Source organism: Streptomyces sp. NBC_00986, from assembly GCF_045162565.1.
Taxonomy (GTDB): domain Bacteria; phylum Actinomycetota; class Actinomycetes; order Streptomycetales; family Streptomycetaceae; genus Streptomyces.
In genome coordinates this window covers 2,575,449-2,596,120 of the sequence record NZ_CP108733.1, presented here as the reverse complement: position 1 = coordinate 2,596,120, position 20,672 = coordinate 2,575,449, and the positions used below count along the sequence as shown (strand labels likewise).

The window sequence follows — 20,672 nt, the reverse complement described above, 5'->3', positions numbered from 1 at the left end:
CGGGGCGCGTGCTCGCGCAGGTGCGGGGAGGGGCGCTGGGGAAATGCGGGCGGGGCATCGGGCGGGAGCCGCCTGCCTGATGCCCCGCCGGGCGCGGGGGAGTTGTCGTAGCCGGTCCTTGTCAGCGTTTGTGGCCGGCGAAGGGCCTGCGGGTCACGGTGGCGCGGATGGTGGTCTGGGCGTGGCGTTCGACGGTGGGGTTGGCGGAGCCGCCGTCGGGTTCGCCCCAGACCAGGTCGACCTGCTGTCCGTAGTGCACGTCGTCGTCGATCATCACGACCGAGATCCAGCCGCGGACGTTGGAGGTGTAGCTGCACAGTGTCGAGATGCCGACGAGGCGGCCGTTGCTCTCGACGCGGTCGAACTGGGAGGCGGCGTAGAAGGCGGCGGGCATCTCGATGTGCTTGAAGCGCCGGTCGCCCTGTTCGTACTGGGAGGCGAAGACCCGGGCGACGTCGTCGCGGTGCCAGGCGAGCCATGCCTTGCGGCGGTGCTTCTCGCCCTTGCGGCGCTCCAGGGCCTCGCGGCCGATGAAGTCGTGGTCGAACTTGAGGATGTGTCCGTAGCCGAGGTCCCAGGGGGTGACGTAGTAGTCCTCGATGTGGTCGGAGGCGAAGCTGCCGCCGAGGGAGAGGTTGGCCTCGAAGGTCCTGGCGCCGAGCCATTCGCGGTAGGTCTTCAAGCTGTCGCCCGAGTACACGGCGGGGACGGTGTTGGCGATCCAGCCGGACTCGGTGGCCACGGAGGCGTAGGCGCGGGCGCCGATCTGACGGACGCCGAAGGGCTCGCCGGCTTCCAGGACGGCGTTGCGGACGTCGTCGATGTGCTCGTAGGGGCCGAAGAACTCCAGCCCGGGGAAGCCCGACATACGGTGGTTGAGGGCGGTGACCTCGTGCTTGCCGATGGTGAACTTGCCCATGCTGAAGAAGGGGATGTCGGGCATGGGGCCGCCGTTGACCTTCTCGAAGATCGCCGAGGCGTGCGGGCCCTGGAGCTGGAGCCGGAAGAACTCGCGGCCGTCAGGGTTCTGCGCGGTGCGTTCGTCGCGGCGCAGGGTGACGTCGTAGCCGCCTGTCTCGGCGTGGAACTGGACCCAGTTGAGCGCCGGCGGGCGGCCGACGAGGCGGACGTGGTTGTCGGCGAGGCAGAAGAGGATGCAGTCGCCGATCATGTGGCCGTCGTGGTTGACCGCGATGAACTGCTTGGCCTTCATCGGGCCGAACCCCTGGAAGGTGTTGGCGCCGACGTCGGCCAACAGCCGGTAGCAGTCGGGTCCTTGGACGGTGAGGTCGGTCATGTGGTGGGAAAGATCCATCAGCGCCGCCGAGTTGCGCCAACTCTCCTGCTCGTCACGCCAGTTGGTGAACTCGGCCTTGATGGGGAACGGGTAGGCGCCGGAACGGCCGCTGCGCAGCAGGCCCAACGGGCCTCCGGCCGCCTGGAGTTGGTCTTCGAGGTGTGCCATCGGATTCTCCATGTCGTCGCGATGCGTGGGTGAGGCGGTGGCAAGGGTGTGGGGCGGCCGGCCGTTGTGGCGGTGGGGCGAAGCCGTTTGTGGCGCAGGGTGTCGTGAGCGACCCGGCTCGGGGTGTCGCGGCTGATGGGTGCAGCGCGGACGGGCGGGTACGCCGGAGGGGTGGAAGGACCCAGCCTCCGTCGGCGTGGTGAACTGTACGGTACGGTACACCTTTGATGCACTCAAGGGCCGGGCGCGGAATTTCCGGAGTGGATGGTCGACGGCGGCGGGTCGCAGGTCCCGTTCCGGATCGTACGAGCTTTTGACCTGTGTCTTTCCAGGTCGACTCCGTTGGCCCGGTGGGGAAGTTCCCGGGGGCACACGACGAGCTCAGCTATTGCTTCAGGCCGGGCGTACGAGAATGTCTCCCTGCCTTTGGACCGTTCTTGCCCGGCCGCTGTACGGCACGCACAACCCGGCCGGCACTGGTCTTCGCCGAGGTGTTCCGGAGGTCTTCGGCGTCAGTCGAGTCGGGGGCGTACACGTGAAGCCGAGCCCCCGGCCGCAGGCGCGGAGGCAGTGCTCGGCTGCGCCGGCGAGAGCGTAGGGCCTCCGGTCTGTGTGCTCCACGTCGTCGTTTCCACGATCACCGCGGGTGAAGCGCGCACGTCCCGGGAGGTGGCGCGCGGCGCACGGTCGGGTTGCGGAGTTCCGCTCTGCGGCGGAGACCGCAGTCACCACGACGGGGCGGCGAAAGTCGCCACGACGGGACGGCGAGGCCGCAACCGTGGAGTGGCCCGCCCCGTCAGACCGACTCGCGGACGACGACCCGTGCGGGCGGGGGCTCCAGGCCATTGGTGTCGAGCCCGAGGGCGAGGCGGGCGCTGAGTCGGCCGTGGGCCTCGCCGTCGACGTTGATCGTGGTCAGGGAGGGGATGACATGTTCGCCGTAGCCGTTGTCGTCGAAGCCGATCACGGCCGTGTCGTCCGGTACGCGCCGGCCCAGGTCGCGCAGGGCGGTGAGGACACGCAGGGCCACGTCGTCGTTGAAGCCGGCGATCGCGGTCACCTCGGGGGCGCCGGAGAGGAAGGTGCCGACGGCGTCGGCGCAGTAGGACCGGTCCTGCGGGGCGACGAAGGAGACGGGAGTGGGGATGCCGAGGTTCTGCGCGGCGTGCCCGGTGAAGCGCAGGCGGGTCGCGGCGAGCGGTGACTCGGTGTCCGGCAGTGCCACGGCGATGCGGGTGTGGCCGCGGTCGACGAGGTGGCGGAGCTGGAGGGCGGTGTGGGCGGCGAGACCGTTGCGCCAGCCGCCTCCCATGTCGTCGAGCGCGTGGCCGGTGAGGTAGGTCTCGCCGAAGCGGATCACCGCGCGGGGGACGATGGCGTCCAGGACCTGCTGGGTGGACTGTTCGGTGTGGTGGCCGTGCCGGACCAGGAGGACATGGTTGTGGGCGGCCAGTTCTGCGTCGAGTCCGTGGATGTAGCTGCGGGAGTACGCGCCTTCCATGCCCGCGTCGATGTTCAGGACGACGACCCGGGAGGTCCCCTCGCGCAGTGCTCGCGCCACGCCGTGCGGAACGTAGCCGAGCGTTCGGGCCGCCTCCTTCACCCGGTCACGCGTGGCCGCCGAGATCGTCTGGTGAGGGTCGTCGTTGAGAACGAAACTGACGGTGGCGCGAGAAACACCGCTCGCCGCGGCCACGTCGTTCAGCGTGACTCTTCTGGACGTCCCCATCACTCCTGCTCCGACGTTGTCGTGCGCACCTGAGTCCCAGCGACACGGCGTTCACTCATTGTAAGGAGTCCGACGGAAGCCGAAGCGCGGGCGGCTGCGGGACGCCGAGTGCACCGGTTCCGTCGGATCGAATTGCCTTGCTTCGTACGGCACTGAACCGTACGGTACGGCGCGGCGGGGGTCAGGAGACTGCAGCGGGCCCGTATCGGGAGTTCCGCGTCTCTCCCTCTCCTCGCGTCGTAGCGCCGAGCCGTCTTACAGAGACGGGCGAGGGTTGGTACGCCGCGGCGCCATCGGAAGGCCGGCCGTGGCTCCCCCGTCGGTCATCCTCGACGATCACCGTCGGCCGAAGGCCGGTCGACGACCGGCTCGGCTTCCTGGACGGGCTCCGGCCGGTCGGCTGCCCATCGGCTCACCGTCATCACTCAAGGCAGGACGTCGACCCCATGACCTCGAATCCAACACATCACACGCATCACGCGCATCACGGCCCCGTCCGTTCGTACGTCGTCATCGGTGACACGCACCTGGCCGGCCGGGTGTGCGGTGCCCTTCACCTCTCGTCCGACGCGGTGCGGCACCTCCCGCGTCCGCGTGACCCCGAACTGCGCGCGGCGCTGGCCCCGCGGCCGGCGGGCGTGGCCGTACTGCTCCACGACGACGTCGCTGCCCTGCGCTACGCGCTGGCCGTCGCGCACGTCTCGCCCGACGTACCTCTGATCGTCACGATCTTCGATCGCACCATCGCCGACGAGCTCTCCCGCCTCCTGCCGCAGTGCGACGTCACCTCGCCGGCCGACCTCGCGGCGCCGTCACTGGCCGGCCCCTGCCTGGATCCTTCCCTCGCCGCCGCCCGCCGACGCGGAGGGTGTGTCCAGGTCGTCCGAGAGCGCGACGGCGTCCTGGAAGCCGAGGAATCAGCCCTGCCCGGGCAGTGGCGTCGCCGGTACCGCGGAAGGCGGGTCGGGTTCCAGCTGCGCTCCCACGACCCGGGCACCCGGCTGCTCGTGCTGGGCATGCTCGCGATGCTCGTCGTCCTCGCAGCCGACTGGGCGTGGCTCACGGCGGTCGGTCATCGCCCGTCCGAGGCATTGTTCGAGGCCGCCCGGGTCGTGGCCGGCGTCGGTCCTGCCGCCGCGCCGCCCGATGCCCACGGCTACCAACTCTTCGCCGTCCTCGCGATGTTGAGCACGGTCGTCTTCACCGCCTTCTTCACCGCGGGAGTGGTCGAGCGGATGCTCGGGCCGCGTCTGATCGGGCTGATCGGTCCGCGCACCCTGCCCCGCGAAGGGCACGTGATCGTGGTGGGAATGGGCCAGGTCGGCATGAGGCTCTGCGTCGAGCTGCAAGGACTGGGCATCCCCGTCGTAGGCGTCGAACGCGACCCGCAGGCCGCGACCGCGCGGCTGGCGCGCACCCTCGGCATTCCCGTCATGGACGGTCACGGTGGTGATCGCCATGTGCTGGAACGGCTGCGTCTCGGTCACGCCCGGGCGCTGGCCGCCGTCGGCTCCGACGACCTGGACAACGTGGCCGTGGCCCTCGCCGCCCACGGCGTTGCACCGCACATCCGCGTGGTGATGCGCGCGGGCGAGGACGACGCCATCGCCGAGACGCGCTCGCTGCTGCCCATGGGGGTGGTCTGTGACATCACCGGTCTGGCCGCCGGTTATGTGGTCGCCCGGCTGCGCGCCGAGCCGGTCGGCGACGTGGTCGCCCATCGTGACGGGATCCGGTTGCGGGACACGTCCGGCGTCTGGCGCCGCAGCGCCCTGGTCGGTCACGACCGCTGCGCCCACGTCGAGGAGCGGCGTCGGACGAGCGGCGACGAAAATGAAGCGTCGAGGACTAGAACGATTTAGCGATCCGCTGTAACCTGTTCGCTATATCGATTTAGCTTTTCCAGCTCGCAGGGCGTACGGCCCGCAGGCGGAGGAGGTCGTTCGACCGATGATCGACATGCAGTGCGCGTTCGCGCAACCACCCCCGAGAGGCCCGACGGGGCTCCCGCAGCCCGGCCGATGTCTGGTGATGGGCATCCTGAACGTGACTCCCGACTCGTTCTCCGACGGCGGCCGGTACGCCGAGACCGGGCAGGCCGTGGAACGAGGCCTGCGGCTCGCCGAGCAGGGCGCGGACCTGGTCGACGTGGGCGGTGAGTCCACCCGGCCGGGAGCCGAACCCGTCCCGGTGGAGGCGGAGTTGGCCCGTGTGGTGCCGGTGGTGAGGGAGCTGGTGCGTGCGGAGGTGGCCGTCAGCGTGGACACCATGCACGCGGCGGTCGCCAGTGCCGCGATCGAGGCCGGCGCGTGTCTGGTCAACGACGTCAGCGGCGGGCTGGCGGATCCCGCCATGGCCGCCGTCGTCGCCGCGGCCGGGGTGCCGTACGTGGCGATGCACTGGCGAGCGCCGAGTCGTGAGATGGACCGCCACGCGGTCTACGGCGACGTCGTCGGCGACGTCACCTCCGAACTGCTGCGCCGCGTGGAGGCACTCACCGCGGCCGGAATCGATCCGGGGCGCATCATCATTGATCCCGGACTCGGGTTCGCCAAGGGTGCCGCCCACGACTGGGAACTGCTCACGCATCTGCCCGCCCTGCTGGCCGCCGGTTTTCCCGTGCTGGTGGGGGCGTCCAGGAAGCGCTTCCTCGGTGCCGCGTTGAGCGACCGGGCGGGGATCGACTCCGTGCCCGGCGACCGCGACGCGGCCACGGCGGCGGTGTCCGCCCTGGCTGCCGTATCCGGCGCGTTCTGTGTGCGCGTGCATGACGTCCGCTCCAGCCTGCACGCGGTGTGCGTGGCTGCCGCCTGGGCGGGCGACCGTCGGATCTCGGCGCCGGAGAGCGTCGTGCGAAGCCGGTGCAGAAAGGCGCTGCACGAGTCTCGCCAAGCTCCAAACGCTTCTGCTAGCTTGCGCTAGATCGTTCTAGCGATCCCCCTTTTCCCTTCCCGAAGTGAGCCGGTCACGACGTGACGAGCCGCGTCACTAGATCGATCTAGTACTTCCGGGAGATGGCTTTGAGAGGAGCCGCAATGGCAATCCCCAGTCTTCAGGACGGCATCGACAAGGCCGGTTCGGCCATCGGTCTGCTGTGGCGGCCGAACGCCGAACCGTGGACCCCCGAGGTGGTCGAGCGGGAGTACGTCGGCTGGCGTCAGGAGCAGGCGGCCTGGCACGAGGGCGTCGCGCTGCTCAACCTCTCGCACCACATGTACGACCTGTGGATCGAGGGCCCCGACGCCACCCGCGTACTGGCCGAGTACGGCGCCAACAACTTCGAGAAGTTCGCGATCGGCCAGGCCAAGCAGTACGTACCGGTCACCCGGGACGGCAAGATCGTCACCGACGGCATCCTCGCCCGGCGCGCCGAGAACAAGTACCTCCTCAGCGGTGTCCCCGCCGCCCAGCACTGGGTGCAGTACCACGCCGAGAAGGGCGGCTACGACGTCGGCTTCGAGACCGACACGTCCTCCGCCTTCCGTCCCGGCGGCGGTGACCCCAAGCTGTTCCGCTACCAGATCCAGGGCCCGCTGGCGCTGGAACTGATCGGGAAGGTCTTCGGCGGGCCGCTGCCGGAGACCAAGTTCTTCCACTCCACCCCGGTCACCCTGGACGGCCGCTCCTTCGAGGCGCTGCGCCACGGCATGGCCGGGCAGGCCGGCTACGAGTTCATCGGTCCGTGGGAGCACGCGGCGTATGTGCACGAGGCGTTCCTCACGGCAGGCGAACCGCTGGGCCTGGTCCAGGTCGGCGCGCTGGCGTACACGACGCCGAGCGTGGAGAGCGGCTGGATCCCCTCGCCGGTCCCCGGTATCTACGTCGACCCCGAACTCGCGGAATACCGCGCCTGGTTGCCCCTGTTCGGCATCGAGGGAAAGCGTCCCCTCAACGGCAGCTACTTTTCGGAGGACATCGCCGACTACTACGTCTCCCCGTACGAACTGGGTTACGGCAAGCTGATCCACTTCGGGCACGACTTCCAGGGGCGCGACGCCCTGCTCAAGGCCAGGGACGAACCCCGCCGCACCAAGGTCACCCTGGTGTTCGACGCCGACGACGTGCGCCGGGTGGTCGGTGGGGGAGAGGATCCCGGCTTCGTCCTCACCTACGCCCGCCACCGGGTGGAGACCTCGGCCGGTCTGGTCGGTACGACCATGCAGACCGCGTCGATCGACCCCGTCGGCACGGTCCTGGCGCAGACGCTGATCGACTCCGCGCACGCCGAGCCCGGCACGGAGGTGAGCGTGGTGTGGGGCGAGCATCCGGGGCTGGGTACCGACCCCGAGGCCGACCTCGGGTTCCCGCGGATCCGCGCGACCGTTCAGGTGAGCCCGTTCGACCGGCACGCCCGCACCGACTACCGGCGCAACGCGTAAGCGCTCCGCGGGGTCGGCTTGTCGTCTGCGGGTCTGTGGGGGCTGGTCGCGCAGTTCCCCGCGCCCCTTTGGAACGCGCCGGACTTCGCCGGAGCTGCCTGGCATCGCGCACGGCGAGTGGCCGGAGGCAGTGTCACGCATCCGGCCACCCGCCGCTCCCTCCGTCCTGCCCGTTTCCCCCTTCTCCGGGCCGAGAGCCCACCCTTCCCTATCGACAAGGAGCACGATGAACCCCCTCAGCACGGCCTCGGCGGCGGTGAGTACATCGCTGCTGGAGGACTTCTCCCTGGAGATGACGGGCAAGGACGTCCCCAAGCTGGAAGAGGCCCGGGACTCCATCCCGCAGGGCACTCGCATCAACGTCACCTTCCTCGGCAACGAGAACCTCGCCATGCGCCTGGAGGCGTCCCGGGCGGTGAAGCGGCTCGGCTTCGTGCCGGTGCCGCACATCTCCGCCCGGCGCCTCGGTTCGCAGGGCGAGTTCGAGGAGTTCCTCGCCGCCCTGCGGGCCGACGGCACCGCCGCCAACGTCTTCACCGTCGGCGGCGACCCCACCCGGCCCGAAGGTCCCTACGAGGACTCGCTCGCGCTGATCGAGACGGGACTACTGCGGGAGTACGGCGTCCGGCACGTCAGCATCAGCGGCTATCCGGAGGGTCACCCGGACATCGCCGGGGACGTGCTCTGGTCCGCGCTGCGGGAGAAGAGCGCGTCCATCGCCGGGCAGGAACTCGACGGCAGCGTCATCACCCAGTTCGGCTTCGACGTGGACCCCGTCCTGGACTGGCTGGAGAAGGTCCGTGCCGAGGGCATCACCCTCCCTGTCCGGATCGGCGTCCCCGGCCCGGCCGGCGTACGGCGTCTGATGTCCTACGCCGCCCGGTTCGGCGTCGGCACCAGTGCCTCGATCGCCAAGAAGTACGGCCTGTCCATCACCAACCTGATGGGCACCGCCGGCCCCGACAAGTTCCTGCGGGCGCTCGCCGACGGCCACGACCCGGCCCGCCACGGAGACATAAAGATCCACTTCTACACCTTCGGCGGGCTGCGGGCCACGTCCGAGTGGATCGCACAGTTCAGGAAGGACAACCTCGTATGACCGTCACGCAGGCCGCGCCCACCGGCACCGCCCAGAAGACCGGGGGAGCGGGGCACCAGGCGTCGCTGATCGTCCAGGGCGCCGATGCCACCGGCATCGTCGCGGCCGTGACCTCGGTGCTCGGCCGGCACGGCGCCAACATCGTCTCCCTCGACCAGTACTCCGACAACCCGCAGGGCGGCGCCTTCTTCCAGCGCACCGTCTTCGGACTGGACGGCCTGCGGGCCCAACTGCCCGCTCTGCGCGCCGACTTCGACAAGGAGTTGGTGAAGCCGTACGGCCTCAGCTACACCTTGCGCGACCTCTCCGTGCCGAAGCGGGTGGCGATCTTCGCCTCCAAGTCCGACCACTGTCTGCTCGACCTGCTCTGGCGCCACCGGCAGGGTCAACTCCCGGTCAGTATCGCCATGGTGATCTCCAATCACCCGGACACGGCCGAGGAGGTGCGGTCGTTCGGCATCCCGTTCTTCCATGTGCCGTCGATGGGCGCGGACAAGTCGGCCGCCGAGGCGGAGCACTTGCGACTCCTCAAGGACAACGTCGACTTCGTCGTCCTCGCTCGCTACATGCAGATCCTCTCCGGCGACTTCATCGAGCGGGTCGGCGTGCCGATCATCAACATCCACCACTCCTTCCTGCCCGCGTTCATCGGCGCCGGCCCCTACGCCAAGGCCAAGGAGCGGGGAGTGAAGCTGGTCGGCGCGACCGCCCACTACGTCACCGAGGACCTCGACGAGGGCCCGATCATCGAGCAGGACGTGGTGCGCGTCAGCCACGCCCACACCGCCGGCGACCTCACCCGTCGCGGCGCCGACGTGGAACGCGCCGTCCTCTCCCGCGCGGTGCTGTGGCACGCCGAGGACCGCGTCATCCGCAACGGCAAGCACACCATCGTCTTCGCCTGAACCACGTATCGGCCCAACGCTCGTGCGGGGAAAGGTAGTTGTGGGCCGCCCCCGGTTACCGGGGGCGGTGGACACGGCAGGCCCCCGCCTCCGGCGCGGTTCCGGTGCCGTACATCTGCACATCCGCGGTCGGCCCGCCGCGACCTCGGCGGGCAGTTCTCTTCACCGGGTGAAGTGCTCATCAGCAGAAAGCGGTTCGCCATCATGACAACCACCATCGACGGTGCCCGGATCGCCCGTGACATCCGGGCCCGGGTCGCCGTACAGGTCGCCGAGGCCGCGGCCTGCGGACGGGTGCCCGGGCTGGCGACCGTCCTGGTCGGCGACGACCCGGCCAGCGCCGTCTACGTCGCGGCCAAACGGCGCGCCATCCGCGAGGCCGGTATGCGCGACTTCCACCGGCACCTCTCCCGGCACGCTTCCGGGGACGAAGTCGCCGCGGTCATCGACGAGTTGGCGGCCGACCCGGACGTCTCCGGCATCCTCCTCCAACTGCCCCTGCCCGCCCAGCTCGACGCCGCGACCCTGATCGACCGGATCCCCGCGGCCAAGGACGTCGACGGTCTGACCACGGCCAGCGCCGGCCGACTGGCGCGCGGGGAAAGGGGGTTGCGCCCCTGCACTCCGAGCGGGGTCGTCGAACTCCTCGACGCCGAAGGCATCGAGCTCAGGGGCGCATGTGTCGCCGTCGTCGGCTGGGGCGAACTCGTCGGCCGCCCCCTGGCCCAATTGCTGCTGCGCCGTGGCGCCACCGTCACGGTCGCCCACGAGTTCACCGCCGACCTCGCCGCCGTCACCCGCCCCGCCGACATCGTCGTCGTCGCCACCGGCGTACGGGGGCTCATCGGCCCCGAACACGTCAAGCCCGGCGCCACCGTCATCGACGTCGGCATCCACCGCACCCCCGACGGCCTGACCGGCGACGTCCGCGCCGCCGAACTCGACGGTATCGCCAGCCGCATCACGCCCGTACCGGGCGGGGTCGGTCCGATGACCATCGCCATGCTGATGGTCAACACCCTCCGGGCGGCCGAGTGGAACGCCGTGCCCAAGACCGTTCCCGCATAAGCGAGTTGGGCGCCTCATGCCCGGCGCCGTGCCGGGCGACGAGGGCTCGCGCGGTCCGTCTCCGTGCTCGGGAAAGGTGCCGGACATGATGGAACTTCCCCCGCTGGCCCGGCTCGGCGGCCGGGTGGCGACCGGACTCGCCGACGTCACGGATGACCCCGCCGCGCTCGACTCCGCGGGCTTCTGGGCCGTCGTGGCCGACTTCGAAGGACGTCTGACCTGCGCCCGTTTCCGCGACGTACGGCCCGCCGCGCGACACCCGGCCCGAATTGCCCGTTGGAACGGTCCCGCGCCCGGGCTGTGGACGACTTCGCTGGACCGCGATGCGTACACGGCGGGCGTACGGCGGATCCGCGAGCACATCGCCCGGGGCGAGGTGTATCAGGCCAACCTCTGCCGCGTGCTGTCGGCGCCCATCGCGGCCGATGCCGACATCGAAGCCCTGGCCGACCGGCTGGCCGCGCGCCACCGGGCGCCGTACGCGGGTCTGATCAGGCTGCCTGGCCTCGGACTTGAGGTGGCCACAGCCTCCCCGGAGCTCTTCCTGCGCCGCGACGGGCGGGAGATCGAGTCGGGCCCCATCAAGGGCACCGGGCGCACCGAGGCGGATCTCCTGGAGAAGGACCACGCCGAGAACGTGATGATCGTCGACCTCGTCCGCAACGACCTCGGCCGGGTGTGCGCGACGGGCAGCGTCACCGTGCCGGAACTGTGCGCGGTGGAACGCCATCCCGGACTGGTCCACCTGGTCTCCAAGGTGAGGGGAGAGCTGCGGGACGGAGCAGGATGGCCCGAACTGCTGGCCGCGACCTTCCCGCCGGGATCCGTCACGGGCGCCCCGAAGGAGAGCGCCCTCGGCATCATCACGGCCCTGGAGACCGCGCCACGCGGGCCGTACTGCGGCGGCATCGGCTGGGTCGACGCCGATCGCGGCACCGGCGAACTGGCCGTCGGCATCCGCACGTTCTGGATCGACCGGGCCCGGCAGCGCCTGAACTTCGGCGCCGGAGCCGGCATCACCTGGGGCTCGGACCCCGAACGGGAGTGGCAGGAGACCGAGTTGAAGGCGGAGAGACTGCTGACCATCGCGTCCAACGGTTCGCCCTACGACGCGAAGCCGCACCAACAGCTCGCTGCCCGCCCCGGCGCCTGAGCCCCCGCCTGCTACGGCGCCTCAGTCCTCGGCCACCGCGGTGCGCCCGAAGCCCAGCCGCCCGGCACCCGCCTACCGGTCCGCCACCTCAGGTCCCGGGGCGGTGGGTGCCCGAGGCCCCATGCCGTACCGGCACCCGAGTACCCGCCCGCCACGGTCAGGCCCCGGGGCGGTGTTCCGCCGTCAGCCCCAGACCAGCCGTGCCGTCTCCGCGACGAGTTCCAGCTTGCGGCGCTGGTCGTCGACGGTCAGGAGATTGCCCTGGCTCGTCGAGGCGAACCCGCACTGCGGACTGAGGGCGAGCTGTTCCAACGGCAGATACTGCGAGGCCTCGTCGATGCGCCGGCGCAGCGTGTCCACCGACTCCAGCTCCGCCACCTTCGACGACACCAGTCCCAGGACGACGGTCTTGCCGGGCGGCACGAACCGCAGCGGCTCGAACCCGCCGGAGCGCTCCGTGTCGTACTCCAGCAGGAAGCGGTCGACCTCGACCTCGCCGAACACCCGCTCCGCGATGGGCTCGTAGCCGCCCCGGGCGGACCAGGCGCTGCGCATGTTGCCCCGGCAGAAGTGCATGGCCACGGTCATGTCGGGGCGCCTCGAACGGGCGGAACGGATGAGCCCGTTGTCCGTGTCGACGATGTGGGAGAGATGCCCCTCCAGGTCCGTCACCCGGCGCATCCGGGCGGCCTCGGGGTCGATGTTGGCCCAGTAGGCCAGCGAGTCGAGCTGAAGCCAGGAGACCCCGGTGTCGATCAGGTCGGCGATGTCCCGCCGGTAGATCTCGGCCAGCGCCGCCACCGCGTCCCGCCGGGTCGGATAGACGCCGTCCGAGATCCCCGGCCGCCAGAAACCCGCCACCATCGTCGGACTGGCCATGGTGATCTTGTACGGCCCGGGTGCGTTCCCGGACAGCCAGCGGGCCTCGGCGAGGGACAGCGGCGTCCGCCGGTACAGGGGTTCCGTGATGGCCACCGACGCGACATCGCCCTCGAGTTCGGCGCCGTCACTGTCGCGGATCCAACGAGGCCGGGCCGAGGACTCCTCCGCCGGTGCCAGCCCGCCGACCGTCTCCACCACCGAGGCCATGAAGTCGTCCCGGCGCACCTCGCCGTCGGTCAAGACCTGCATTCCGGCGTCCAGTTGCAGCTTCACCGCGGCCGCCGCGGCCTGGTCCTCCAGCTCGGTGAGCTCCTTGTCGGAGAGCGCGCCGCGCCGGTGTGCGGCGCGCGCCGCCAGCAGCTCTTCGGGGCGCAGCAGGCTTCCCACATGTTCGGCTCGGATCGTCGTCGGCATCGGCCGTCCCTTCACGCCTGACACTCGGGCGACTGTACGGTACGGTCCAGTACGCTTCGAGGGCAAGACATCTGGCGGCTACGGCGGGCTCCGTGGGGAAGGTCAGACCGGGTCGACGGAGACGCCGTGCAGGAAGACGCGTACCGCCTCGTTGATGGACGCGTGGATCTCGGCGTCGGTCAGCTTGACCGGCGCATCCGTCAGCAGTCGCATCTGGGCGTGGCCGAGCATGGCCTGGTAGAGCTGTTCCGCCGCTCGCACCGGATCCTCCACCTTGATCAGGCCGTCGTCGTGGGCCTGTTGGAGGCAGCGCCCGAGCACCGCGTGACCCGCGTTCGGCCCGTGTTCCGCGAAGACCTTCCCGAGCCCGGGAATGCGCACGGCCTCGGAGGTGACCAGGCGGTGCAGGGCGATCGCCTCGGGGGTGAGGACGACGCCGGCGAAATGCTCACCCAGTGCGACCAGGGTTTCGGTGAGGTTCGCGCTGCCCGGCGTGAACGTGTGCAGCGGCTGGGACCACTCGTCGCACAGCGCCTCCACGGACGCGCGGAACAGGGCGCTCTTGTCGGTGAAATACCGGTAGAGGGTCGCCTTGGACCCGCCCACCGCCGCCAGGACGTCCTCCATGGAGACACCCGCGTAGCCGCGAGCGATGAACAGCTCACCCGCAGCCCGCGTGATGAGTTGTCGCCGGTCCGTCGCTGTCATCCTCACACCGGCCATGTTAGGTGCCGGCCCGGTGGTGTCGGCGAGCCGCTTACGGACTGCGGCGGCGCAGCAAGGTCGAGATGGTGACCGCTGCCACCAGGACACCTCCGTAGAAGACCGAGGAGACCCACGCTTCCAGACCCAGGAGTTGGAGCCCGAGGATGCCGGTCGCCAGGAAGTAGATACCGATGAAGGTGCCGACCGGGTTGAAGCGTCCGGGCAGGACGATCGCGGTGCCGAGGAAGACCGAGGCGAAGACCGGCAGCAGCAGGGTGTCGGAGGTGGTGGGGTTGTAGCCGCCCAGGGCCGCGACGGAGATGACCGCGCCGACACCGCACAGGGCGCCGGAGGCGACGAAGGAGCCGAAGCGGATCCGGTTGACGCGGATGCCGGAGAGCCGGCTGACCTCTCTGTTGGCTCCGACGAAGCGGATGTGGCGGCCCAGCGGTGTGAACGCCAGCAGATAGGCGAAGCCTGCCACCAGCACCACGCCGTAGTAGAACGAGATCGGCAGCCCGCCCACGGAGTACAATGCGATCCTGCCGAACCCGGTCGGCAGACCGCTGACCGTGTTGAGGTGCGACAGCCACAGGGCGATGCCGCCCAGGAAGGTGCCCATTCCCAGGGTCACCACGATGGTGTTCACCCCGACCACGACGACGAGCAGGCCGTTGACCACGCCGACCACGATCGCGCCCAGGACGGCGACGAACGCCGCCGGCCACACTCCCCACCCGTGCTCCACGACCAGGACGGGCAGGATCGTGGCGGAGAATCCGAAGACCGCCGGGACCGACAGGTCCACGAACTCCCCGACACAGACGGTGCACAGCAGGGCCATGGTGAGGAACACCAGGGCTTGTTGGGAGCCGAAGATGGTCTGGAAGGTTCCCTTGGTCAGGAACACCCCCGGCTCCGCGGCTGCGTACACCGCGATCATGGCCACCCAGATGGCGATCACCGAGTAGCGCGACGCGAATTGCCCGGCAACGGCGGAGGCCGATGTCGGCTTCCCGGTGTGCGCCGCCTTCGGCGCGGGGGGTGTGTCGGTGTCTTGCCGGCTGGTGACGTCCATCAGTCGTCCTGCCCCTTTTCTTGAGGTTGTGTGTCGTCGCCGAAGACCGCCTGGACGATGGCGTCCTGATCCAGTTCGCCGCTCAGCTCCATGGCGACCCGGCCGTCGCGGAACACCAGCACCCGGTCGCACAGCACGGCGAGGTCGACGGGGTCGATCGAGGCGAGAACGATTCCGCAGCCGTCCCGCGCGGCCTCCCGGATCGCGTCGATGATGTCGTGGCGGGCGCCGACGTCGACAGCCTGTGTCGGTTCGTGCAGCACCAGCAGGTTCGGTGCGCCGGCCAGCCACTTGCCCAGCAGGACCTTCTGCTGGTTGCCACCGCTCAGTGTGTGGACCGGCGCTTGTGGGTGGGGCGGCCGGATGTCGAGTTTCGCGATCATCGCGGCGGTCTCCTCGGCCTGCCACGCGGAGCCGGTCCGCAGTCGGCCGCCGCGGGCGCGCACGCGCGGCAGTGTCAGGTTGTCCGTCACCGAGAGCTCGCCGGCCACCCCCGCCTCCAGGCGGCGTTCGGGTACGAACGCCACCCCCGCGTCCACGAACTCCTCGGTGCAGCCACGTCTGCGGTCCAGGGCGAGGTCGCGCCCGTGGACCGACAGCGTGCCCGCATCGGCCGGGCGTGCCCCCGCCAGCGCCTCGGCCACCTCGACGAAGCCCGAACCGATCAGCCCGGTCACTCCGAGAACCTCGCCGCGCCGGATGTCGAGGTCGAGGCCGGCCACCGGGCCGACCGCGAGGCCCTGCGCCGAGGCGACGACCTCGTCCTTGACCTGGCTCCCGACCCTCCCGTGCGGGACGAGGTGACGTCCGAGCATCAGGCGGGTGAGCGAGACCTCGTCCACCTCGCTCGTGGGCAGGCCCGCCTCGACCACGGCGCCGTCGCGCAGCACCGTGACCCGGTCCGTCGCTTCGACGACCTCTTCCAACTGGTGTGAGATCAGCAGGACCGATGTGCCCTCGTCGACGAGCGACCGGACCAGCTCGAAGAAACGGGCCCGCGCCGACCTGCCCAGCGCCCGTGTCGACTCGTCGAAGACGATCAGCCCACCCCCCGGGCGGTGGTCCTGCACCGCCCGGGCGATGGCGACGACGGCCCGGTCCTCCGCCGAGAGCCGCCCGACCTGACGGCCGACCTCCAAGGGCCGGTCCAGCCGGGCCAGGACCTGCTCGGTCGCCCGCTGCTCCTCCCGGCGGTTGATCCGCCGCGAGAGCCGGCCCGCCCGGTAGTGCCCCAGCCGCACGTTCTCCCACACGGTCAGGTCGTCCACCAGTCCGCTGTTCTGGTGGACGACCGAGACTCCCGCCTCGCGCTGCTGCATCGGGCGGACCGGCAGCGCCAACCGCTGCCCGTCCACCGCGATGGATGCTCCCGGGTCGGGCGCGTACACGCCCGTGAGGATCTTGACGAGGGTGGACTTCCCGCAGCCGTTCTGGCCGACCAGCCCGTGCAGTTCTCCGGGGGCGATCCGCAGATGGACCCCGCGAAGCGCCCGGGTCGAGCCGAACGCCTTGGACAACTCGGCCACTTCCAGACGATGGCGCGGTGCCGTGTCCGGCGGGTCGGTCCGCGAGCCGGCGCTCACAGCGTGCGCCTCGTTCGTCACCCGATGCCCCAGAGCTTGGCGAAGTCCGCCTGGAAGGAACCGTCGCCGAACCACTCACCCGAGGCCTGGGCCGCGGCCGTCACCTTGATGCTGCCGATGTTCTCCTTGGTGAACAGCCGTATGGGCTGGGCCTCGTCGATGGGCCCGGACTTGGTCATCATGCGCAGGAGTTCGTCGGTCACGCCGAAGCCCATGTAGAGCTGGTCCGCGGCCACGACGGCCTTGACCGAACCGCTCTTGATCAGGCCCAGCCCGTTCACCGAACCGGCCGCTGTGGACACGGAGATGCTCGACGAACGCCCCGACTGCTGGACGCCCTGGAGGGTGGCCTGGAGGCTGTCCTCGAACTCGGTGTAGTAGTAGTCGGCACTCGGGTTGCTCAGGACGTTGGAACTCGCCTTCGAGGCCAGCAGGGCCGGCGTCGAGGCGGTGATCTCCTTGACCGTGACCTTGCAGCCCGGGCAGTACTTCTTGTAGATCGGCAGCGAGTCGGCCACCATCTTGAGCGCTGTGGGGCTGTCGGCATTCTGCGCGATGATCAGATTGGCCTTGCCCTTGGAGGCGGCGATGATCCACCAGGCCATCGCGGTGGGCTGAGAACCCGCACCCGGCACATAGCTCACCTGGTTGCTGTTCTCGACTCCGGCCGGGGGGTTCTGGTCCGCGATGACGATCGGGATGCCCTTGGCCTTCGCGGCGTCGAGGGCGTTCTGCGCCATGCCGTAAGGGATCGCGTCCAGGATGATCCCGGCCGCGTCCGCGGTGATCGCCTGCTGGACGCAGGACGCGATCGCGGTCGGCTGGGCCTTGCCGTCGCACACCTGCTGCGAGAGGCCGACCTTGGAGAGCGCCTGCTTCGTCGACCCGGCCGTGGCGACGAAGGCGGGGACCTGCTGGACGATCGGGATGTAAAAGACCTTGCGGCCCTTGAACTTGTCCACGCCCGGCACACTCGCGGTGGGGACGGGGTAGGTCTTGGCGACGGCCTGCAGGGCCGCCACCTTCGCCTCGGCCGTGGCAAGCCCCGATGCGGAACCGTCCTTGCCCGATGTGGTGGACCCGGGGCCGGAGCTGCCGCAACCTGCCAGCATCGCCGACGCGGCGAGCACAGCCGTGCCCGAGGCCAGCCACCTTTTTCTGATAAGCGCCATTGCCTATGCCTCCGTGGCCGAGCGTCCGTACTGCCCTGAGCGGACGCTGGTGGTGTCTGGACCCGCCCACCGTCACTGCGCGGGCGGAGGAGATACGAGAGGAGTGCGTTCGGGCCCTGGTCCGCGGCTTGCGCCGCGGCGGCACCTCACACCTGAGCCAGATCGGGAAGCGGGTCGTGGCTTGGCGGGGCCGCCGAGGCGTCCTCGTCCACGTACCGCTCGTCGATCACAGGGACCGCGGATTGATTCGGATCGCGCGGTCGGCCGGTAGCCGAAGATTCCCGGCTCGGCGCCACGATGACGCCGAGCTCTTCGACGGCTCGTTCCTCCGTCAATGGCCGAAAGTGTGTGCATGCCGACAGGCGCGCGGAAGCGCATCGGCAACAAGTTAAGTTTGCGAGTCGCGCACGGCCGTGGTCTCCCCAGGGGCTTGTGGCGAGGCTGTCGGGGGGTCCGAAGCGCCGTCCGCGCGTGCGCAAGCCGGAGGCCGGTTGTTCCTTGGTCGCCACGGATGTGATCCGACTCGTTCCCGGGCGAGTTCCCTTGGCCCGCCTCCCACCCCGTGGGCAGGCCTCAGTCGAAGCCCGCAGCTCGGATCTCGCCGTCGCGAGTGGGTTCTGTTACCTTAACTAGATCGATATAGTGACGGTGATGTGTCGACCGATACGACCCGGACGGTCTTCCGCTCCGTCATCGCCTGCCGTCCAGGTTCGCCGCCTGCGAGACGGCTCCGCCCAACCGCATCGCCCCATGTTCGACGCGGCCCGGAGGGACACCGGTGCCGTGGACGACCGGAGGACCGCCATGGACCGTCTGCTTCTCATGCGTTGTTTCGTCATCGTCGCCGACCTCGGCAGTTTCAGCGGCGCGGCCAAGGCGCTGGGGTCGTCGGGCTCGCTGGTGTCGCGGCATGTCGCCGAGCTGGAGCGGCAGGTCGGCGTCCGGCTGGTCAACCGCACGGCCCGCTCGGTGAGCCTGACCGAACCGGGCCTGCGCTACGCCGAGTTCGCCTCCCGCATCGTGAAGGAGATCGACGCCGAGGACTCCAGCATCGCGGATCTGCACGACCGGGCGGAGGGTGCCCTCAGCATCATCTGCCCGAAGTGGATCGGGAGCCTGGACCTCGGGGACGCCATCGCCGCGTTCTCCGCCGAGCACCCGAAGATCCAGATCCGGTTCGAGCTGGGAGGCGTGTCCGACCGGACGTACGACTTCCTCGACGGCGGTTTCGACCTGGCGTTCCACACCCGGGACCTCAGGGACTCCAACGTCCGGCTGAAGAAGATCGCCTCGCTGCCCTTCGTCCTGTGCGCGTCGAAGACGTACATCGACCAACACGGCCCGCTGACGCACCCCAACGACCTGGCCGCCCACGACTGCCTGGTGCACGTCAACGACCCGGTCTGGCGCATCGGGCACGGCCCGACCTCCACGCTGCACAAGATCCGCAACGTGGCCTTCTCGTCCAACTCCTACATCGCCCTGCAGAAGGCGGCCGTCCACGGTCGCGGTATCGCCCTGCTGCCGCAGCGGTCCGCCTACGACGATCTCGTCTCCGGGGCCCTCCAGGTCCAGCTGCCCCACCTGGCGGCACCCGACCGGCCGCTCTACGCGATCCACGGGCCCGGGCCGGGTACCCAGCGCAAGATCACGGTCTTCCTGGACTTCCTCGCCCGGTGGTTCGCGGAGAACCCGATTCCCACGATCGGCCGTTGACATCCGCCGACACATGCGTGGAGCGAAAACTTACAGTTCGTCATGGGAACTCATACTTTGTACCGACTGATGGACAGTCGTGCTCAGGGTGGCCACTGTGGCAACGCGAACCGAGCCGCGAAGGAGCTGTCTCGTCATGTGCGAACCCCTGGGTGAACCGACGTCCCGCCGGACGATGCTGGGCGCGATGGCGGCTTCCGCCGCTGCCGCCGTCGCCGTACCACTGCTCGGCGCCGAGCAGGCCGCGGCGGTTACGAACACCGGATCCGCGCCCGCCGGAACGGGCCTGTCCGTGACGCTGCTCGGCACCAACGGCGGGCCACCGCCCCTGGCCACCCGATACGGGATCTCGTCGGCGCTGACGGCGAACGGCAGGACGTATGTGGTCGACTGCGGACGCGGAGCGGTGACCCAGTACCTGCGCGCCGGACTGTCCATGTCGGCCCTGTCCGGGATCTTCCTCACCCACCTGCACGCCGACCACATCGTCGACTACTACTCCTTCCCGCTGCTGTCGGCGGGCGCCTCGGGCGCGCAGGGCTTCCAGAACCCGATCGAGGTCTACGGCCCTGGCTCCGCCGGTGTCGCGTCGACCGTCGCCGGGGCTCCCGGGACCGTGCCGGGCACCGTCGAGATGACGAGGCTGGCCGGTCAGGCGTACGCGGCCTCACCGACCTTCTTCATGACCGAGCACGCCGGCATCGACCCGGCGACCATGCTCAACGTCCACGACGTGCTGCCGCCGTCCGGTGTCGGCGCCTCGGCGACGAACTCCGCGCCGGCCATGGCACCGTTCACCGTCATGGAGAACGACGACATGAAGGTCACCGCCGTACTCGTCCCGCACGGCGCGGTGTTCCCCGCCTACGCCTACCGCTTCGACACCGACCACGGCAGCGTCGTCTTCTCCGGCGACACGGCACCGACCCCGAACATCATCAGGCTCGCGGCGCACGCGGACGTCCTGGTCCACGAGGCCCTGTACCCGGCGGGACTCGCGAGTCTCGGCCTGCCCCAGGCGCTGATCGACCACATCACCTCGACCCACACGGACGTGGCTCAACTCGGCCGGATCGCGGCCGAGTCGGACGCGGGAACGCTGGTCGCCACCCACCTCGGCCCGGGCCAGCAGGCCGTGGTCTCCGACGCGACCTGGCGCCGGCTGCTCCGCGACAGCGCCCGCCGGGCCGACTTCGGCGGCTCGACGGTGCTGGGCACGGACCTGCTGCATCTGCCGGTACGACGGCGCGGATCCCGCCGATCCTGAACCACCAGGCGTTGCGCGGAAGTTCCGCATTGCTTGCGCCGTGGGACCGATCACCGG

Annotated in this window: 16 protein-coding genes; 9 read left to right on the top strand and 7 right to left on the bottom strand. The window is 70.0% G+C overall.

The annotated features are described in order from the left end of the window. Positions 1-121: 121 nt before the first annotated feature. Together OG504_RS11315 and OG504_RS11310 are read right to left on the bottom strand one after the other, a co-directional pair. A complete protein-coding gene (locus OG504_RS11315) occupies positions 122-1,465 on the bottom strand; it encodes an aminomethyl transferase family protein (protein WP_405989690.1) in 1,344 nt (447 codons plus the stop codon). Positions 1,466-2,261: 796 nt separating this feature from the next. Continuing rightward, the gene (locus OG504_RS11310; RefSeq protein WP_405989689.1) at positions 2,262-3,194 is read right to left on the bottom strand and encodes a LacI family DNA-binding transcriptional regulator; all 933 of its coding nucleotides are present in this window, start codon (positions 3,192-3,194) and stop codon (positions 2,262-2,264) included. Between the two features lie 446 nt (positions 3,195-3,640). Between OG504_RS11310 and OG504_RS11305 the strand changes: the two genes are divergently transcribed. The 7 genes from OG504_RS11305 to OG504_RS11275 all read left to right on the top strand — a co-directional run bounded on the left by OG504_RS11305 (position 3,641) and on the right by OG504_RS11275 (position 11,798). After that, positions 3,641-5,056 carry an NAD-binding protein gene (locus OG504_RS11305; RefSeq protein ID WP_405989688.1) on the top strand — a complete coding sequence of 472 codons (1,416 nt, stop codon included), beginning with the start codon at positions 3,641-3,643 and terminating at the stop codon, positions 5,054-5,056. An 88-nt stretch (positions 5,057-5,144) separates the two neighbouring features. Beyond that, entirely contained in the window at positions 5,145-6,116 is a 972-nt protein-coding gene (gene folP, locus OG504_RS11300) for a dihydropteroate synthase (protein ID WP_405989687.1), read from the top strand. Between the two features lie 113 nt (positions 6,117-6,229). Further along, entirely contained in the window at positions 6,230-7,573 is a 1,344-nt protein-coding gene (locus OG504_RS11295; RefSeq protein ID WP_405989686.1) for an aminomethyl transferase family protein, read from the top strand. A 226-nt stretch (positions 7,574-7,799) separates the two neighbouring features. Then, the gene (locus tag OG504_RS11290; protein WP_405989685.1) at positions 7,800-8,672 is read left to right on the top strand and encodes a methylenetetrahydrofolate reductase; all 873 of its coding nucleotides are present in this window, start codon (positions 7,800-7,802) and stop codon (positions 8,670-8,672) included. Then, entirely contained in the window at positions 8,669-9,577 is a 909-nt protein-coding gene (gene purU, locus OG504_RS11285) for a formyltetrahydrofolate deformylase (protein ID WP_405989684.1), read from the top strand. The genes OG504_RS11290 and purU overlap by 4 nt, the downstream gene beginning before the upstream one ends. A gap of 204 nt (positions 9,578-9,781) precedes the next feature. After that, positions 9,782-10,645, top strand: coding sequence for a bifunctional 5,10-methylenetetrahydrofolate dehydrogenase/5,10-methenyltetrahydrofolate cyclohydrolase (locus OG504_RS11280; RefSeq protein ID WP_405989683.1), 864 nt, complete (start codon positions 9,782-9,784; stop codon positions 10,643-10,645). Positions 10,646-10,730: 85 nt separating this feature from the next. After that, positions 10,731-11,798, top strand: a complete 1,068-nt coding sequence (locus tag OG504_RS11275) for a chorismate-binding protein (RefSeq protein ID WP_405989682.1) — start codon at positions 10,731-10,733, stop codon at positions 11,796-11,798. A gap of 183 nt (positions 11,799-11,981) precedes the next feature. Here the strand turns inward: OG504_RS11275 and OG504_RS11270 are convergent, their stop codons facing one another. The 5 genes from OG504_RS11270 to OG504_RS11250 all read right to left on the bottom strand — a co-directional run bounded on the left by OG504_RS11270 (position 11,982) and on the right by OG504_RS11250 (position 17,632). Next, a complete protein-coding gene (locus tag OG504_RS11270) occupies positions 11,982-13,094 on the bottom strand; it encodes a cobalamin-independent methionine synthase II family protein (protein ID WP_405989681.1) in 1,113 nt (370 codons plus the stop codon). A gap of 102 nt (positions 13,095-13,196) precedes the next feature. Next, the gene (locus OG504_RS11265; RefSeq protein WP_405996302.1) at positions 13,197-13,802 is read right to left on the bottom strand and encodes a TetR/AcrR family transcriptional regulator C-terminal domain-containing protein; all 606 of its coding nucleotides are present in this window, start codon (positions 13,800-13,802) and stop codon (positions 13,197-13,199) included. Between the two features lie 49 nt (positions 13,803-13,851). Beyond that, positions 13,852-14,877, bottom strand: a complete 1,026-nt coding sequence (locus OG504_RS11260; RefSeq protein WP_405989680.1) for an ABC transporter permease — start codon at positions 14,875-14,877, stop codon at positions 13,852-13,854. Continuing rightward, positions 14,877-16,403, bottom strand: coding sequence for a sugar ABC transporter ATP-binding protein (locus OG504_RS11255; protein WP_405989679.1), 1,527 nt, complete (start codon positions 16,401-16,403; stop codon positions 14,877-14,879). Before OG504_RS11255 ends, OG504_RS11260 begins: the two co-directional genes overlap by 1 nt. 74 nt (positions 16,404-16,477) lie before the next feature. After that, positions 16,478-17,632 carry a sugar ABC transporter substrate-binding protein gene (locus tag OG504_RS11250; protein WP_405989678.1) on the bottom strand — a complete coding sequence of 385 codons (1,155 nt, stop codon included), beginning with the start codon at positions 17,630-17,632 and terminating at the stop codon, positions 16,478-16,480. A gap of 804 nt (positions 17,633-18,436) precedes the next feature. Between OG504_RS11250 and OG504_RS11245 the strand changes: the two genes are divergently transcribed. Both OG504_RS11245 and OG504_RS11240 read left to right on the top strand, forming a co-directional pair. Next, positions 18,437-19,348: a LysR family transcriptional regulator gene (locus OG504_RS11245; RefSeq protein WP_405989677.1), complete on the top strand. Its 912-nt coding sequence runs from the start codon at positions 18,437-18,439 to the stop codon at positions 19,346-19,348. A gap of 136 nt (positions 19,349-19,484) precedes the next feature. Further along, the gene (locus OG504_RS11240) at positions 19,485-20,615 is read left to right on the top strand and encodes an MBL fold metallo-hydrolase (protein ID WP_405989676.1); all 1,131 of its coding nucleotides are present in this window, start codon (positions 19,485-19,487) and stop codon (positions 20,613-20,615) included. Positions 20,616-20,672 lie beyond the last annotated feature (57 nt).

Excerpts from the sequence above, each read along its gene's own strand:
- OG504_RS11295 (WP_405989686.1), top strand. The coding sequence starts at position 6,230 with ATGGCAATCCCCAGTCTTCAGGACGGCATCGACAAGGCCGGTTCGGCC.
- OG504_RS11305 (WP_405989688.1), top strand. The coding sequence starts at position 3,641 with ATGACCTCGAATCCAACACATCACACGCATCACGCGCATCACGGCCCC.
- OG504_RS11240 (WP_405989676.1), top strand. The coding sequence starts at position 19,485 with ATGTGCGAACCCCTGGGTGAACCGACGTCCCGCCGGACGATGCTGGGC.
- OG504_RS11270 (WP_405989681.1), bottom strand. The coding sequence starts at position 13,094 with ATGCCGACGACGATCCGAGCCGAACATGTGGGAAGCCTGCTGCGCCCC.
- OG504_RS11250 (WP_405989678.1), bottom strand. The coding sequence starts at position 17,632 with ATGGCGCTTATCAGAAAAAGGTGGCTGGCCTCGGGCACGGCTGTGCTC.
- purU (WP_405989684.1), top strand. The coding sequence starts at position 8,669 with ATGACCGTCACGCAGGCCGCGCCCACCGGCACCGCCCAGAAGACCGGG.
- OG504_RS11310 (WP_405989689.1), bottom strand. The coding sequence starts at position 3,194 with ATGGGGACGTCCAGAAGAGTCACGCTGAACGACGTGGCCGCGGCGAGC.
- OG504_RS11280 (WP_405989683.1), top strand. The coding sequence starts at position 9,782 with ATGACAACCACCATCGACGGTGCCCGGATCGCCCGTGACATCCGGGCC.
- OG504_RS11260 (WP_405989680.1), bottom strand. The coding sequence starts at position 14,877 with ATGGACGTCACCAGCCGGCAAGACACCGACACACCCCCCGCGCCGAAG.
- OG504_RS11245 (WP_405989677.1), top strand. The coding sequence starts at position 18,437 with ATGGACCGTCTGCTTCTCATGCGTTGTTTCGTCATCGTCGCCGACCTC.
- OG504_RS11290 (WP_405989685.1), top strand. The coding sequence starts at position 7,800 with ATGAACCCCCTCAGCACGGCCTCGGCGGCGGTGAGTACATCGCTGCTG.
- OG504_RS11265 (WP_405996302.1), bottom strand. The coding sequence starts at position 13,802 with ATGACAGCGACGGACCGGCGACAACTCATCACGCGGGCTGCGGGTGAG.
- folP (WP_405989687.1), top strand. The coding sequence starts at position 5,145 with ATGATCGACATGCAGTGCGCGTTCGCGCAACCACCCCCGAGAGGCCCG.
- OG504_RS11275 (WP_405989682.1), top strand. The coding sequence starts at position 10,731 with ATGATGGAACTTCCCCCGCTGGCCCGGCTCGGCGGCCGGGTGGCGACC.
- OG504_RS11315 (WP_405989690.1), bottom strand. The coding sequence starts at position 1,465 with ATGGCACACCTCGAAGACCAACTCCAGGCGGCCGGAGGCCCGTTGGGC.